The organism is Pseudoduganella sp. UC29_106 (assembly GCF_044055365.1).
Lineage (GTDB): Bacteria > Pseudomonadota > Gammaproteobacteria > Burkholderiales > Burkholderiaceae_D > Rugamonas.
The window spans coordinates 5,337,611-5,351,741 of record NZ_CP171977.1 but is presented as its reverse complement, the minus strand read 5'-3'; the positions used below and the strand labels follow the sequence as shown (position 1 = coordinate 5,351,741).

General features: G+C 64.8%; 8 protein-coding genes and 2 pseudogenes. 4 read left to right on the top strand and 6 right to left on the bottom strand.

The window, feature by feature from the left end; genetic code table 11:
• Positions 1–14: 14 nt before the first annotated feature.
• Entirely contained in the window at positions 15–287 is a 273-nt protein-coding gene (locus ACHMW6_RS26800; RefSeq protein WP_395401426.1) for an oxidative damage protection protein, read from the bottom strand.
• A gap of 24 nt (positions 288–311) precedes the next feature.
• Entirely contained in the window at positions 312–1,622 is a 1,311-nt protein-coding gene (argA, locus tag ACHMW6_RS26795; protein ID WP_395401424.1) for an amino-acid N-acetyltransferase, read from the bottom strand.
• Between the two features lie 893 nt (positions 1,623–2,515).
• Here argA and hrpA point away from each other — a divergent pair.
• The gene (gene hrpA, locus ACHMW6_RS26790; RefSeq protein WP_395408723.1) at positions 2,516–6,277 is read left to right on the top strand and encodes an ATP-dependent RNA helicase HrpA; all 3,762 of its coding nucleotides are present in this window, start codon (positions 2,516–2,518) and stop codon (positions 6,275–6,277) included.
• A 100-nt stretch (positions 6,278–6,377) separates the two neighbouring features.
• Here hrpA and ACHMW6_RS26785 read toward each other — a convergent pair whose 3' ends face one another.
• A complete protein-coding gene (locus ACHMW6_RS26785; RefSeq protein ID WP_395401422.1) occupies positions 6,378–6,911 on the bottom strand; it encodes a PRC-barrel domain-containing protein in 534 nt (177 codons plus the stop codon).
• 263 nt (positions 6,912–7,174) lie between these two features.
• Positions 7,175–8,417: pseudogene (locus tag ACHMW6_RS26780) on the bottom strand (putative Na+/H+ antiporter).
• Positions 8,418–8,523: 106 nt separating this feature from the next.
• On the opposite strand from ACHMW6_RS26780, the gene imuA reads away from it, so the two are divergent.
• The 3 genes and pseudogenes from imuA (at position 8,524) to ACHMW6_RS26765 (ending at position 11,426) form a co-directional block, all read left to right on the top strand.
• On the top strand, positions 8,524–9,231 hold the full coding sequence (gene imuA, locus ACHMW6_RS26775) for a translesion DNA synthesis-associated protein ImuA (RefSeq protein WP_395401420.1): 708 nt from the start codon (positions 8,524–8,526) through the stop codon (positions 9,229–9,231).
• Positions 9,161–10,628 (top strand): annotated as a pseudogene (locus tag ACHMW6_RS26770) (Y-family DNA polymerase). The gene imuA and the pseudogene ACHMW6_RS26770 overlap by 71 nt, the downstream one beginning before the upstream one ends.
• 39 nt (positions 10,629–10,667) lie before the next feature.
• Positions 10,668–11,426, top strand: a complete 759-nt coding sequence (locus ACHMW6_RS26765; protein ID WP_395401418.1) for an alpha/beta hydrolase family protein — start codon at positions 10,668–10,670, stop codon at positions 11,424–11,426.
• Here the strand turns inward: ACHMW6_RS26765 and ACHMW6_RS26760 are convergent.
• Both ACHMW6_RS26760 and ACHMW6_RS26755 read right to left on the bottom strand, forming a co-directional pair.
• A complete protein-coding gene (locus tag ACHMW6_RS26760) occupies positions 11,423–12,052 on the bottom strand; it encodes a glutathione S-transferase family protein (protein ID WP_395401416.1) in 630 nt (209 codons plus the stop codon). The two genes, ACHMW6_RS26765 and ACHMW6_RS26760, sit on opposite strands and share 4 nt — an antisense overlap.
• Positions 12,053–12,139: 87 nt before the next feature.
• Positions 12,140–14,023 carry a M61 family metallopeptidase gene (locus tag ACHMW6_RS26755; RefSeq protein ID WP_395401414.1) on the bottom strand — a complete coding sequence of 628 codons (1,884 nt, stop codon included), beginning with the start codon at positions 14,021–14,023 and terminating at the stop codon, positions 12,140–12,142.
• Between the last annotated feature and the right edge of the window lie 108 nt (positions 14,024–14,131).

Below are 14,131 nucleotides of genomic sequence, written 5' to 3'. Positions count from 1 at the left end.
TTTTCCTGGTGGTTTTATTCTGCTGGTGGCACGTAGCCGGCAGCCTGGTCGGCGCCTTCTCCAAAGAAATGTTTTTCCATCTGGGCGGCCAGGTACTTGCGTGCGCGCACGTCCGCCAGGTTCAGGCGGTTTTCGTTGACCAGCATGGTCTGGTGCTTGAGCCAGGCAGCCCAGGCTTCCTTGGACACGGATTCATAGATGCGCTTGCCCAGTTCGCCCGGGTAAGGCGGGAAGTCGAGGCCTTCGGCTTCCTTGTTCAGTTTGACGCAATGGACGGTACGAGCCATATTCGGTACTCCTAAAAATTGCAATTATAGTGTCTTGATCAGAACCTGGGATTTGCGCTGCCAGTTGTAGAGGCGCTGGCGGTCTTTTGGCAGGGCTTCCACGCTGGACGGCACGAAGCCGCGTTTCATGAACCAGTGCGCGGTGCGCGTGGTCAGCACGAACAGCTTGGTGATGCCCTGGGCGCGGGCGCGGTTTTCCATGTGCTTGAGGATGCGTTCGCCGTCGCCTTGCGTTTGTACGTCGGGGTTGACGGTCAGGCATGCCATTTCGGCCATTTTTTCTTCCGGGAAGGCATACAGGGCGGCGCAACCGAAGATCACGCCGTCGTGCTCGATCACGGAAAACATTTCGATTTCGCGCTCGATCAGCTCGCGGCCGCGCTTGACCAGGGTGCCGTCAGCTTCCAGCGGCTCGATCAGCTTGATAATCCCGCCAACGTCCTCAATTGTGGCAGGACGCAGGCTTTCCAGGTTCTCGTGCGAGATCATGGTGCCCACGCCGTCGTGGGTGAACAGTTCCAGCAGGGCGGAGCCGTCCAGCGCGAAAGGCACGATGTGGGCGCGCTCGACGCCGTTGTGGCAAGCCTTGATACAGTGCTTCAGGTAGAAGGCGGTGGCGTCCGGCAGGAAGCCGGCCTGCAGCACGGCTTCGGCCTGGTGCGAGGACAGTTCGGTGATTTCGACACCGGCGACATCCTTCATCATTTCCGTTTCGGTGATGAAGATCAGCTTGTCCGCGTGCAGGGAGATGGCGGCGGAAACGGCCACGTCTTCCATCGTCAGGTTGAAAGTTTCGCCGGTGGGCGAGAAGCCCAGCGGGGAGAGCAGAACCACGCCGTCCGAGCCCATGATGGAGTGGATGGTTTCCGCATCCACCTTGCGGGTGACGCCGGTCAGTTCGAAGTCGACGCCGTCGATCACGCCGACGGGGCGGGCGGTGATGAAGTTGCCGGAAATGATACGGATCGCCGCGTTCGACATCGGCGTATTCGGCAAGCCCTGGCTGAAGGCGGCTTCGATGTCCAGGCGCAGTTCGCCGGCGGCTTCCTTGGCGCATTCCATGGCGGCGCTGTCCGTAATGCGCACGCCATTGTGGAAGCGGCCTTCCACGTTACGCAGCGCGAGCTGTTCGGCGACCTGCGGACGCGAGCCGTAGACGACGGTGACGTTGATGTCCAGCGCGTGCAATAAAGACAAGTCGTGGGCCAGCACCGGCAGGGCGCCGGCGGAAACCAGTTCACCAGGGAAGGCAACCACGAAGGTCTTGCCACGGAAGGCGTGGATGTAGGGCGCGACGGAGCGCAGCCAGTGGACGAATTGGGTAGGATTTTCCATTCCGCGCATTATAATTCGCTGCGCGATTTTCGCACCAAATACTGTTAAAAAAATGCCAGAAGCAAGCAATAAGACACCTCCTCCGGGCAAATCGCCTGCCGCCTCCACCGACGACCGACGGACGCCCGCCGGCACCGCGCCTGCCGGCCAGTCCGCCGGCACGCCTGCCAGCCCTGCGGCCCAGGCCCCGGGCGACGCCCCGCGCGGCCAAGGCGGCCAGCCAGGACGCGGCCAACGCGGCGACGCGGCGCGCCCAGCGAGCGGCGAGCCAGGACGCGGCCAGCGCGGCGACTCCGCACGCCCGCAGCGCGAGGGCGCCGGCGCTGGCGCATCGAGCGCCGATCAGCCCCGCGGCAACGACGTACGCAGCTCCGGCCAGCGCGGCGACGCGGCGCACCAGCAAGGCAGCGCGCGGCAAGCCGGCGACGCGGCGCGTCCAGCAGGCGAAGTTGCTCGCGGCGACGCGTCGCGCCCCGCACGCGGCGCTGGCGCTGGCGCGGATGCGTCGGCAGGCGGCCAAGGACGCGGCGGCGAAAGGCGTGGCTCTGGCCAGCGCGGCGGCGACGCGTCGCGTCCGGCGCGCGGAGGCGGAGGCGCGGACGCGTTGGCTGGCGGCCAAAAGCGCGGCGCAGAGGCGCGGCGTGACGAGGGACGCGGCGGGGAGGGGGACGCGAAGGGGACCGCGGCGGCGAGCGCCGCCGCGAGACGGAGGAGGAGCGCAAGGCGCGTGAGGAAGCCGCAAGCTTCCGCAACCCGCTCCCGCCGATCACCTTCCCGGAAGACCTGCCGGTCTCCGGCCGCAGGAAAGAAATCGCGGAAGCCTTAAAGAACAACCAGGTGGTGATCGTGTCCGGCGAAACCGGCTCCGGCAAAACCACGCAGCTGCCGAAAATCTGCCTCGAACTGGGCAGGGACAGAAAGGCCTGATTGGCCACACGCAGCCGCGCAGGATCGCGGCATCGTCCACGGCGAAACGCATCGCGGTGGAACTGGGCAGCCCGCTGGGCGAGCACGTGGGTTTCAAGGTGCGTTTCAACGACACCCTGAGCAAGGGCGCGTCGGTGAAGCTGATGACCGACGGTATCCTGCTGGCCGAAACGCAAACCGATCCGCTGCTGAAGGGCTACGACACGATCATCATCGACGAAGCCCACGAGCGCAGCCTGAACATCGACTTCCTGCTTGGCTACCTGAAGCAGATCCTGCCGCGCCGTCCGGACCTGAAGGTGATCATCACCTCCGCAACCATCGACGCCGAGCGCTTCGCCAGACACTTCACGCAGGAAGGCAAGCCGCCGGTGCCGGTGATTGAAGTCTCCGGCCGCCTGTATGCAGTGGAAGTGCGCTACCGCCCCGTCGAACGCGAGCAAATCAACCTGGGCGCACCAACGCCGGACGCCAAAGGCGCGCGCACCGCCGCCGCCCGCGAAAAGCGCGACCTGATGGACGCCATCGTGGACGGCGTGGATGAAGTCTGCCGCATCGGCAGCGGCGACGTGCTGGTCTTCCTGCCTGGCGAGCGCGAAATCCGCGACGCAGCGGAAGCCCTGCGCAAGCACCATCCGCCGCACGTGGAAATCCTGCCCCTGTTCGCCCGCCTGTCGGTGGAAGAACAGGACCGCGTCTTCCGCACCACGAACGCGCGCCGCATCGTTCTGGCGACCAACGTGGCCGAAACCTCGCTGACCGTGCCCGGCATCCGCTATGTAGTTGACGCCGGCCTGGCGCGCGTGAAGCGCTACAGCTACCGCAACAAGGTCGAACAGCTGCAGATCGAGCCGGTCGCGCAATCGGCCGCCAACCAGCGCGCCGGCCGCTGCGGCCGTGTGGCCGATGGCGTATGTATCCGCCTCTACGAAGAACAGGATTTCCTGCAGCGTCCGAAATTCACGGACCCGGAAATCCTGCGCTCCTCGCTGGCCTCCGTCATCCTGCGCATGAAGTCCCTGCACCTGGCCGATGTGGAGAGCTTCCCCTTCATCGAACCGCCGCTGGGCCGTGCGATTGCGGACGGCTACCAGCTGCTGCAGGAACTGGGCGCCGTCGATGAAGACAACAAGCTCACGCAACTGGGACGCAAGCTGGCCAAGCTGCCGCTCGACCCGCGCGTGGGCCGCATGATCCTGGCCGCGCAGGAATACCACTGCCTGACCGAAGTGCTGATCGTGGCGTCCGCGCTGTCCGTGCAGGACCCGCGCGACCGTCCGATGGAACACCAGCAGGCGGCGGACGAACAGCACAAGAAATTCGCCGACGAGAAGTCCGAGTTCCTCAGCTACCTGAAAATCTGGAAGTGGTTCGAGAGCGCGATCGAGCACAAGAAGTCCAACCGCCAGCTGATGGACACGTGCCGCGCCACCTTCCTGAACCAGCTGCGCCTGCGCGAATGGCGCGACGTGCACTCGCAGCTGCTGACCATCGTGAAAGAGCAGGGCTGGCGCACCAACGAGTCGCCGGCAACCTACGAGCAGTTCCACATGGCCCTGCTCACCGGCCTGCTGGGCAATATCGGCTTCAAGTCCGAGGACGAACCGGGCGCCGGCTACCTTGGCGCGCGCGGCATCCGCTTCCATATCTGGCCGGGTTCCGCGCTGTCCAAGAAACCGGGCAAGTGGATCGTGGCGGCCGAACTGGTCGAGACCACGCGACTGTATGCGCGCTGCGTGGCGCGCATCGAGCCGGAATGGATCGAAAAGATCGGCGGACACCTGCTGAAGAAATCCTGGGGGGAGCCGCGCTGGGAAAAGCGGCCCGCGCAAGTCACCGCTTCCGAGCGCGCGACCTTGTACGGCCTGGTGGTCTACAGCCAGCGCCGCATCAACTACGGCCAGAAGAACCCCGCCGAAGCGCGCGAGATCTTCATTCGCGACGCGCTGGTCGGCGGCGACTACGACACGCGCGCGCCGTTCTTCGCCCATAACCACAAGCTGGTGCGCGAGATCGAGAACCTCGAACACAAGTCGCGCCGGCAGGACGTGCTGGTGGACGATCAGCTGATCGAAGCCTTCTACGACCAGGCGGTTCCTGCCGACGTGGTGAACGGCGCCGGTTTCGAGAAGTGGTACAAGGATGCGTCCTATGACGATCCCAAGCTGTTGTTCCTGAACCGCGAAGACCTGATGCGCCACGAGGCGGCCGGCATCACGACCGACCTGTTCCCGAAGAAGACGATGGCGGCCGGGCTGGAAATGCAACTGAGCTACCACTTTGAGCCTGGCAGCGTGCGCGATGGCGTAACGTTGACGGTGCCGCTGTATGCGCTAAACCAGCTGTCGCGCGAGCGCTGCGAATGGCTGGTGCCGGGCATGCTGAAGGAGAAGGTGCACCTGCTGCTCAAGACCCTGCCGCAGAAGCAGCGCCGCCATATGGTGCCGCTGCCGGATTACGCGGCCAGGTTTGTCGAGCGCACGGAGTTTGGCCGCGGCGACCTGGTTGACGCCATCATTGCCGATATCCGCAAGCAGATCACCATCACCGTGCTGACCACGGACTTCAAGGCTGAACAGCTGCCGGCGCACCACTTCATGAATTTCAAGGTGGTCGATGAGCACGGCCGCCAGCTGGACATGGGCCGCAACCTGGCCACGCTGCAGGCGGAGTACGGCGTGCTGGCGCGCCAGAGCTTCCAACGTATGGCGGAAGGCGGCGGCAATGCGGCGACGCCGGCGCAGCTGGCCCAGCTCACAGGCCAGCCGGCCGCTGCGGCCAAGCCGTCGCACGGCGGCATCGCGGCCGAAGCCGCGCGCGGCGCGGGCAAGTCCGCTCCGGCGCCCGCCACGCCGGCCGTACCGGCGGCTCCGTCGGCGCATACGAATATCACCACCTGGAGCTTTGGCGAGCTGCCGGAACTGCTGGAAATCCAGCAGGGCAAGCTAAGCCTGATCGGCTTCCCGGCACTGGTGGACAAGGGCGCGCACTGCGACCTGGAAGTGTTCGACGATCCGAACGTGGCCGCGCGCACGCACCGCATCGGCTTGCGCCACCTGTTCGCGCTGCAGATGAAGGATCAGATCAAGTTCGTGGAAAAGTCGATCCCGAACCTGCAGCAGATGGGCATGCAGTTCATGTCCATGGGCACGCAGGAAGAGCTGCGCGACCAGATCATCGCCAAGGCGCTGGAGATTGCCTGCCTGCAGGACCCGCTGCCCACCGATGAGGCGAGCTTCATCAAGCGCAAGGACGAAGGCAAGTCGCGCCTGGTGCTGCTGGTGAACGAGATCGCGCGCCTGGTGTCGCAGGTGCTGACCGAGTACCACGGCCTGCCCAAGCGCCTGCAGGGCATCAATCCGCAGGCTGCGCAGGACATGCAGCAGCAGCTGCAAGGCCTGGTGCACAAGCGCTTCCTGATCGAGAACGAGTTCACGCAGCTGTCGCACTTCCCGCGCTACCTGAAGGCGATGAATGTGCGCATCGAGAAGCTGCGCGCGGATTCGGCGCGCGACCAGAAGGCGATGGCGGAGTGGCATGTCGCGGCGCAGCCTTACTTGCGCGTCTCGCGCGACAAGTCGGCGGGCAAGAATACGGATCCGAAGCTGGTCGAGTACCGCTGGATGCTGGAGGAGTTGCGTGTTTCCTTGTTCGCGCAGGAGTTGCGGACGCCGATGCCGGTGTCCGTCAAGCGCTTGATGAAGGTGTGGGAATCGATGCAGCGGTGATGCACGCACGGCGGATCAATGATCCGCCCTACAGCCCGGCTAAGCCGGGCCAAAACCGTCCGTAGCGCGTAGGGCGGATCATTGATCCGCCGTTCTACGCTCAGTAGTTACCCTTGTTCCCACCCACGGTGCCGCCGCTGCTGGTGCCGCTATAGCTGCCCGACGAACCGGACTGCATGGTGCTGGTGCCAGACCCCATCACGCTGCCGGTGGCAGTCCTATGTCCCGGCATATTCTGCTGGGTGCCGTAGAAGTTATGGATCTCGGTGCCGAACTCGGCGCTGGCCATATCCGGCCAACGGTCCTTGTCGAAGCCTGGCGCGTTTTCCAGGCGCTCCTTGGTGCAGTCCAGGATGAAGCGCTTGTTCACGGTGTCAAGCTGCAGCGCCTGCCACGGCACGGCGAACAGCTTGTCGCCCATGCCCAGCCAGCCGCCGAAGGACAGCACGGCATAGGCAACCTGGCCGGTCTGCATGTCCAGCATGAATTCCTTGATGTCGCCGAGGTCTTCGTCCTGACGGTTGTAAACATCTTCGCCCATCAGCGTATCGGCGCCCATCAGGCGCGGGCCTGGGCCGTCGTTGTCGCTGCGGTCACGATAGATACCAAATGGATCGCGGTCTAGATAGCTCATTCTGATCTCCTGATGTCTTTGGAAGCTCCGCTCCGGTGCGGAACGGGATGAGATTCAGAATAGCCCAACGAGATTTTTCGCGTCCTTGCAGGGATTCAATAGTGTGCGGCTTCAATGGCTCGCGCCACTGGGAGCGTGTTACGGTTCCGTGTTATTCGGATTGATGTTATGTGTGAGATGCCTAACGCAGCGCGCAGAAAAGTGGATACGCTTTCTGTCTGCGCAGCCGCGCGTTGAGACGTCCTGCGAATCGCTGCTCGGCACTAAAGAAAGAAGGCGAGAGCGGCGACTGCGGTCGGCGGGAGCGCGCCCAGCAGCAAGCCGATGGCGCTGATGGATGCGTCGCGGAAGCCGGCGCGAAGCAGGGAGGCGCCGGCGGGGTTGGGCGCGTTGGCGATCACCGTCAGGCCACCGCCGGCCACGGCGCCGGCAACGAGCATGTATTGCGCCTGCGGCGTGATGCCGTCGATCAGCGAACCGAGATAGGTGAGTGCGGCGTTGTCGGTGACGGCGGTCAGGGCCAGCGCGCCAAAGAACAGTGCGACCGGCTCGAAGGCGCGACACGATCGGTTGCAGCCACCATTGCTGCATGCCGCCCAGCACAACCAGTCCCGCCAGGAAGAAGCCCACCAGCAAAGCCTCCTTCAGGATCAGCGGCGACTGGAAGCGCGAGTAGGCAGTGGCGTAGCCGAGGAAGAACAGGAACACGCCGAGGAACAGCACGGGATGGTGGGCCAGCAGCACGACGGCCGCCAGGAAGGCCACGTGGATGGCGCTGACGAAGAGGGGCACGGGACTCGCATCGCGCGCCGGGGCGGCGTCCGCACGGGCCGACAGGTGGGGACGCAACAGCGCGCTCACCACGCTGGCATTGATGGCAACGGCCAGCGCCGCCTTCCAGCCAAAGGTCGCGGCCATGAAGGCGCTGTCCCACTGCCAGGTACCGGCCACCATCAGGACCGGCGGCGCGGCATACGAAGTCAGTGTGCCGCCGATCGACACATTCACGAACAGCACGCCCAGCGCGCCGTACTTGAGCCATTCCGGCACGGGGTCGCGGAACACCAGCGGGGCCAGCATCAGCGCGGCAATCGTCATCGCGGCGGGCTCGGTGATCAGGGAGCCGGTCAGCGGCACCACGGACAGGCCCAGCCAGGCCAGCGCCACCTCGGCGCGCCCCGGCGCGAGACGCGCGATTGCTTCCAGCAGGCGCCGCACGAACTCCAGTACGGGACGCGAAGCCGCCACCACCATCACCACGAACACGAACAGCGGTTCCGTGTATTGCTGGGTTTCTGCATAAGCGATCGCATTCTGCGGACCCGCCACGAAGGCCATCACCACCACCAGCACGAATGCCCAGAAGCCGAACACCACTTCCACTTCGCCCAGCAGGTGGAACAGGCCGTGATGGCGCGGATAGCGTTGGGCCAGCATGCCAAAGGATTTGGCGCTGAAAGTGTGGAGCAGGGCGATGGCAAACAGGACGGCGCCGATGGTCTGCATAGTGTTCAGGAAATGATTTGCAATGTTGGCGATTTTATCAGCCCCTTGCCAAAATCCCGTGCGCAGAGTACTGTATATGCATACAGCTATTTTGCTCTCTGATTCCATGGCCCGCTCTGACCCGATCACAGCGCCGGAAGCCTTGCACCCCTCACTCTGGTTTGCATCGCAACTGGCGCGCAGCACCACCCGTTGCATCGACACCGGGTATGCGGCCCTGTCCGCCCAGTTGCCCGGTGGGGGCTGGCCGACCGGCAGCCTGGTCGAGCTGCTGCTGCAGCAAAGCGGCATCGGCGAGATGCGCCTGCTGCATCCGGCGCTTGCGGAGCTGAAACGTCCTATTGTCCTGCTGCAGCCGCCCCAGGTGCCGCAGGCGCTGGGCCTGTCCGCGCTGGGCGTGCAACCCGCCCAGCTGATCTGGGTGCGCAACACAGGCCGCACGGCCGATGGCCAGTGGGCGGCCGAGCAGGCCTTGCGCAGCGGCTGCTGCGGCGCCGTGCTGCTGTGGGACCGCCATGTGCGCGGCGAATCCCTGCGCCGCCTGCATCTGGCAGCCCAGAGCAGCGACACGCTGTTCTGCATGATGCGTCCCATCCAGGAAGCGCAGGATGCCTCGCCCGCGCCGCTGCGGCTGGCGGTGCGCGGCGCGGTCGGCGGCGTGCGGATTGAATTTATCAAGCGGCGGGGACCGCAGCGCGACGAGCCGCTGTTCCTGCCATTAACCCCTTCTACATTGTTGCGACATGCGTCTGTGGATCGCCCTGCACCTGCCCCGGCTCCCGCTCGAGGTATTCTGCCCGCGGTGGTCGGATGACCAGTGCAGCGTGGTGCTGGAGCAGGATGGCGTCATAGCCTTATCCGATCTGGCCCACGCCTGCGGGGTGCGGCCGGGCATGCGGCGCGGCGGCGTGATGATGATGGCGCCGCAAGCGATGCAGCACGAGCGCGCGCCGCTGAAGGAAGCGGAAGCCCTGCATGCGGTGGCCATGGCCATGCTGCAGTTCACGCCGCAGGTGGCGGAAGGAGAGGAAGCATCCCTGCTGCTCGATATCGGCGCCAGCCTGCGCCTGTTCGGTGGCATCCGCAAGCTGTGCCGGCGCGTGCTGGACAGCCTGCACGCCCTCGGCTTCAGCGCCCACCTTGGCGTGGCGCCGACGGCGCGCGGCGCCTGGCTGCTGGCGCACAGCGGCGGCGGACGATCTTTAAAAATCGGATCATTGCTGCGCCGGCTGGAGCGCCTGCCGGCCGGGCTGTTGCCGCCCGTGCGTCCCTTCCTGCCCTGGCTGCAGGGCATAGGCTGCCACACGGTGGGCGACCTGTGCCGGCTGCCGCGTCCCGGCCTGAAGCGGCGCTGCGGCGCGGCCGTGCTGGAAATGCTGGACACGGCGCGCGGCCAGATGCCGGAAATGTTCGAATGGATCGAAGCGCCGCCCACCTTCAGCGCGAAACTGGAACTGTTCGGCCGCATCGAGAATGCGGACCTGTTGCTGGCCGGCGCCTGCCGCCTGCTGCAGCAGCTGACCGGCTGGCTGTGCGCGCGCCAGTTCGCCGTGGAAGGCGTGCGCCTGCTGCTGGAGCATGAACGGGGGCGGCAAGCCTGCTCCGCCCACGCCCATCGAAGTCATGCTGGCCGAGCCGACCTGGCGCGACGAACACCTGGTGCGCCTGCTGAAGGAGCGCCTGGGCAAGGTGGAACTGGTGGCGCCCGTGATCGGCCTGCGGCTGGAAGCGCTGAAGGTGGAACCGATGGCGCCGCTCAGCGATTCGCTGTTCCCCGAGCCGGGCGGCAGCAAGGAAGACCAGCAGCGCCTGTTCGAGTTGCTGGTGGCGCGCCTGGGTGCGGACAATGTGCTGCAGCCTTGTCCGCGCGCCGATTACCGGCCCGAATATGCCAACCAGTGGGTGCCGGTGCAACAGAAATTGCGCGCGGCGGATGTGAAGGGACAGATGCCGCCGCATCCCCTGCCGCGTCCCGTGTGGATCTTCCCCAAGCCGGTCGCGCTGCTGATGCGCGACCACCGGCCTTTCTACAACTCGCCGCTGCGCATGGTCACGTCCGGCGAGCGCATCGAGGGCGGCTGGTGGAACGATACGCAGACGCGCGATTATTTCATCGCCGAAGGGGAAGACCATGCCCACTACTGGGTGTACCGCGAGCGTCTCGGCACCGAGGAAGACCAGCGCTGGTACCTGCATGGTTTGTTCGGTTGAGGGCAGGTTAAAATACCGCAAAAACCGAAGGGAGCATGTATGCGTGCTGAACGACTGGATTTCCCGGGCGCCAACGGCCAGAAGCTGGCTGCCCGCCTCGATTCACCCGAAACCGCCATCAAGGCCTATGCCCTGTTCGCCCACTGTTTCACCTGCGGCAAGGACGTGTTTGCCGCCAGCCGCATCGCCCAGGCGCTGACCGACCACGGCATCGCCGTGCTGCGCTTCGATTTCACGGGCCTCGGCGCCAGCGAAGGCGAGTTCGCCAACACCAATTTCTCGTCCAATATTGCCGACCTGCTGGCCGCCGCCGACTTCCTGCGCCAGGAGCACCAGGCGCCGCGCATCCTGATCGGCCACAGCCTGGGCGGCGCCGCCACGCTGGCCGTGGCGGGCAATGTGCCGGAAGCGCAAGCCGTGGTGACGATCGCCGCGCCCAGCGATCCGGGCCACGTCACCCACCTGTTCGGCGAACAGATCGATTCCATCACGGCCGAGGGCGAAGCCGTGGTGCAGCTGGCGGGCCGTCCCTTCCGCATCAAGCGCCAGTTCCTGGAAGACGTGGCCGAGCACAGCCTGCGCAGCAAGATCGGTGCGCTGCGCAAGGCGCTGCTGGTGATGCACGCGCCGGGCGATGCCACGGTCGGCATCAATAACGCGCTGGACATCTTCAGCGCAGCCAAGCACCCGAAAAGCTATATCTCGCTGGACACGGCCGACCACCTCCTCAGCAAGCGCGAGGATGCGGTCTATGTGGCCAACCTGATTGCCGCCTGGAGTTCGCGCTACCTGGTTTAGGCCGGCGGTTTCCAGGCCATGCCGCGCTGCACGGCGGGACGGTTGCCCACGCGCTTCAGCCATTCGTGCAGCGCAGGTTTCTGCGCCACCAGCTCGGCCACGGCCTGCGGCTGGTGTTCGACCATGGCCAGCGTCCAGGTATAGGTCGCGATGTCGGCAATGGTGTATTCATCGCCCGCCAGGTAGGGATTGCTGCCGAGGCCGCTGTCCAGCACCTTGAACAGGCGCTGCACTTCGGCGGTGAAGTGCTCCTTCGGCATGGCATCATCCTTCTTCGCAAAATAGCCGAGCTGTCCGGCCATCGGGCCGAGGCCGCCGATCTGCCAGTACAGCCATTGCAGGGCGCGATAGCGCACATGTCCGCTGGGCGGCAGCAGCTTGCCGTAGCGCTCGGCAAGATAGGTGAGGATGGCGCCGCTTTCGAACAGGGACAGGGAGCCGCCTTCGACGCCGTCATCGACCATGGCGGGAATCTTGTTATTCGGCGATATGCCCAGGAATTCGGGACGGAATTGCTCGCCCTCCTTGATGTTGACTGGCACCACCTGATAGGGGACTTCCAGCTCTTCCAGCATGATGATGGGCTTGCGGCCGTTGGGTGTTGACCAGGTGAGCAGGGTGATCATATGCGCCTCCATGCAGTCATTTGCGGCCACTGTAGCCGGAGGCGGTGAAGGCGGGCGCACCGCAGCGCGCCCGGCCAGGGGAAGGGATTATTTCAGCGGCGACAGCAGGATTTCCAGGCGGTCTTTCGTGCCTTCGATGCGTTCCAGGCGCGGATAGCGCAGGCCATCGAAGTAGGCCAGCGAGATCGTGCGGTATTGCTGGCCGCGCTTGACCAGCAGTTCGAGCGGCTTCTTGCTGGACTTCGCTTCCGTCACGGCATTGCGCAGCACATCCGCCTTGTAGGCGCGGCCATTCACAGCCAGCAGCGTTGTGCCCAGCGACAGGCCATTCTTGAAGCCGAGGCCATCCCAGACGATGTTTTCGATGCGGCCCTCGCTGCCCACGTTGAAGCCCAGCGAGTACTGGAAGTCGGCCGACTTGCTGCGGTCTTCCACGCCTTTCAGGTAATCGGTCGGCTTGTCGGTGAACACCAGCTTCCATCCGGAACGGTTCAGACCGTCCAGCGGCGCCGGGGCGAGTTCTTCCACGCGGGTGCGCAGGAAGCCGGCCCAGTCGTAAGCCTGGATGCTGTTCAGGGTCTTCACCACATCGTCGAAGCTGTAATGCTTGGCGGTGATCATGCCGTCGTTGACGCCGTAGAACTTGCGGGCAAAGTCATCCAGCGAAAGCTTGTCGCCGGACATTTCGCGCAGCTTGCTGTCCACGTCCAGCCAGATCAGCGAGCCTTCGTTGTAGTAGTCCTCGCTGCGCTGGTAGCTGTTCCAGCCTTGCGGACGGCGCGCGTTGATGATCGGGTCATAGGTCGTGTCCTGCACGGTACGCCAGGCGCGGCCCGGCTGCAGGCTGTAGCGCGCGGCGCTGGCGGCGAAGATGTCGCGCACGCTGGAAAGCTTCATCAGGCCCGAACGGGATGCCAGCACATGGCCCCAGAAGGTGGTCTGGCCTTCGTACACCCACAGCAGGTCGTTCTGCAGCGGGGTGTTAAAGTCCGGCACGTCCTGGCCGGCGGGACGGCGGAACTTGCCGTTCCAGGAGTGGGTGAATTCATGCGGCAGCAGGCCGCGTGCAGACTCGGCCTTGTTCCAGTCGGTGAAGTAATCGAGCTTCACGCCATTCTCGCTGGACTGGTGGTGTTCGCGGCCCACGCCGCCGAATTCGTCGCTCAGCGCGAACAGGAAATCGTAGTGCTTGTAGTGCTGGGACTGGAACAGCTTGTAGGCCTGCTGGATCAGCTTGCGGTGAGGCTCCAGCTGCTCCGGCTTGGCTTCCACGGCTTCCTGGGTATCGGCCACCACATTCATGTGCACCGGCAGCTTGCCGCCCGGATCGAGGTCGTAGCGCTTGAAGTAGCGGCCGGCGAACAGCGGCGAGTCGACGAAGGTTTCGAGGTCGGTGGTCTTGAAGACCAGGTCGTCACCCTTGCGCTCGGCCAGTTCCAGCGCGCTGCCGTATTGCCAGTCGTGCGGCACCGTCACCGTGGTCTGGATCGGGATGCGGCGGGTGTAGTAGCCGGCCGGGTACATGGTCATCGAGTGCCACTGGATGCCGAGGATGTCCGGCGTGATCGTGGTGCGGCCCTGGCTGGCTTCGGTCGGCGACAGGTACTGGTACTCGAGGTCGATGGTTTTCACGCCGGCCGGTACATCCAGGTGGAAGGCGAACACATTGACGTTGTCGCGGTGCCAGGCGATCGGCTTGCCGTTGCCCGAAATCTTCAGGCCGGCGAACTGGTTGATCGGGCTGCTGGGGCCGTGATTGGCCGGCACCCATTGCGGGTAGAGCAGGGTCATCTTGCCCGGCTTGACCGGGATGCTTTGCGTCACGCGGAAAATGTTTTGCGCCGTGTTCGATGCGTCCAGCTTCATCACGATGGTACCGGGATAGTTCTGGTCGGCAGGCGTTGGCAGGGGAGATCCGGCGGAGGCGCTGAAGGCGGCGCCCATCAGCAGTGACAGCAAAGCAAGTTTCATTATCGTTCCGAGGGGAAAGTTCAAGCGCGCGAGTTTAGCATGCACCTCCTGGCAATTTGTTTCAGAACGTAACACCAACATTTTGCAAAAAGACCTCTTGAAAACCTT

What these genes read in the sequence shown, in the direction of transcription:
- ACHMW6_RS26785 (WP_395401422.1), bottom strand. Translation starts at nt 6,911, where the DNA reads ATGAGCTATCTAGACCGCGATCCATTTGGTATCTATCGTGACCGCAGC.
- ACHMW6_RS26765 (WP_395401418.1), top strand. Translation starts at nt 10,668, where the DNA reads ATGCGTGCTGAACGACTGGATTTCCCGGGCGCCAACGGCCAGAAGCTG.
- ACHMW6_RS26760 (WP_395401416.1), bottom strand. Translation starts at nt 12,052, where the DNA reads ATGATCACCCTGCTCACCTGGTCAACACCCAACGGCCGCAAGCCCATC.
- ACHMW6_RS26755 (WP_395401414.1), bottom strand. Translation starts at nt 14,023, where the DNA reads ATGAAACTTGCTTTGCTGTCACTGCTGATGGGCGCCGCCTTCAGCGCC.
- ACHMW6_RS26800 (WP_395401426.1), bottom strand. Translation starts at nt 287, where the DNA reads ATGGCTCGTACCGTCCATTGCGTCAAACTGAACAAGGAAGCCGAAGGC.
- argA (WP_395401424.1), bottom strand. Translation starts at nt 1,622, where the DNA reads ATGGAAAATCCTACCCAATTCGTCCACTGGCTGCGCTCCGTCGCGCCC.
- imuA (WP_395401420.1), top strand. Translation starts at nt 8,524, where the DNA reads ATGGCCCGCTCTGACCCGATCACAGCGCCGGAAGCCTTGCACCCCTCA.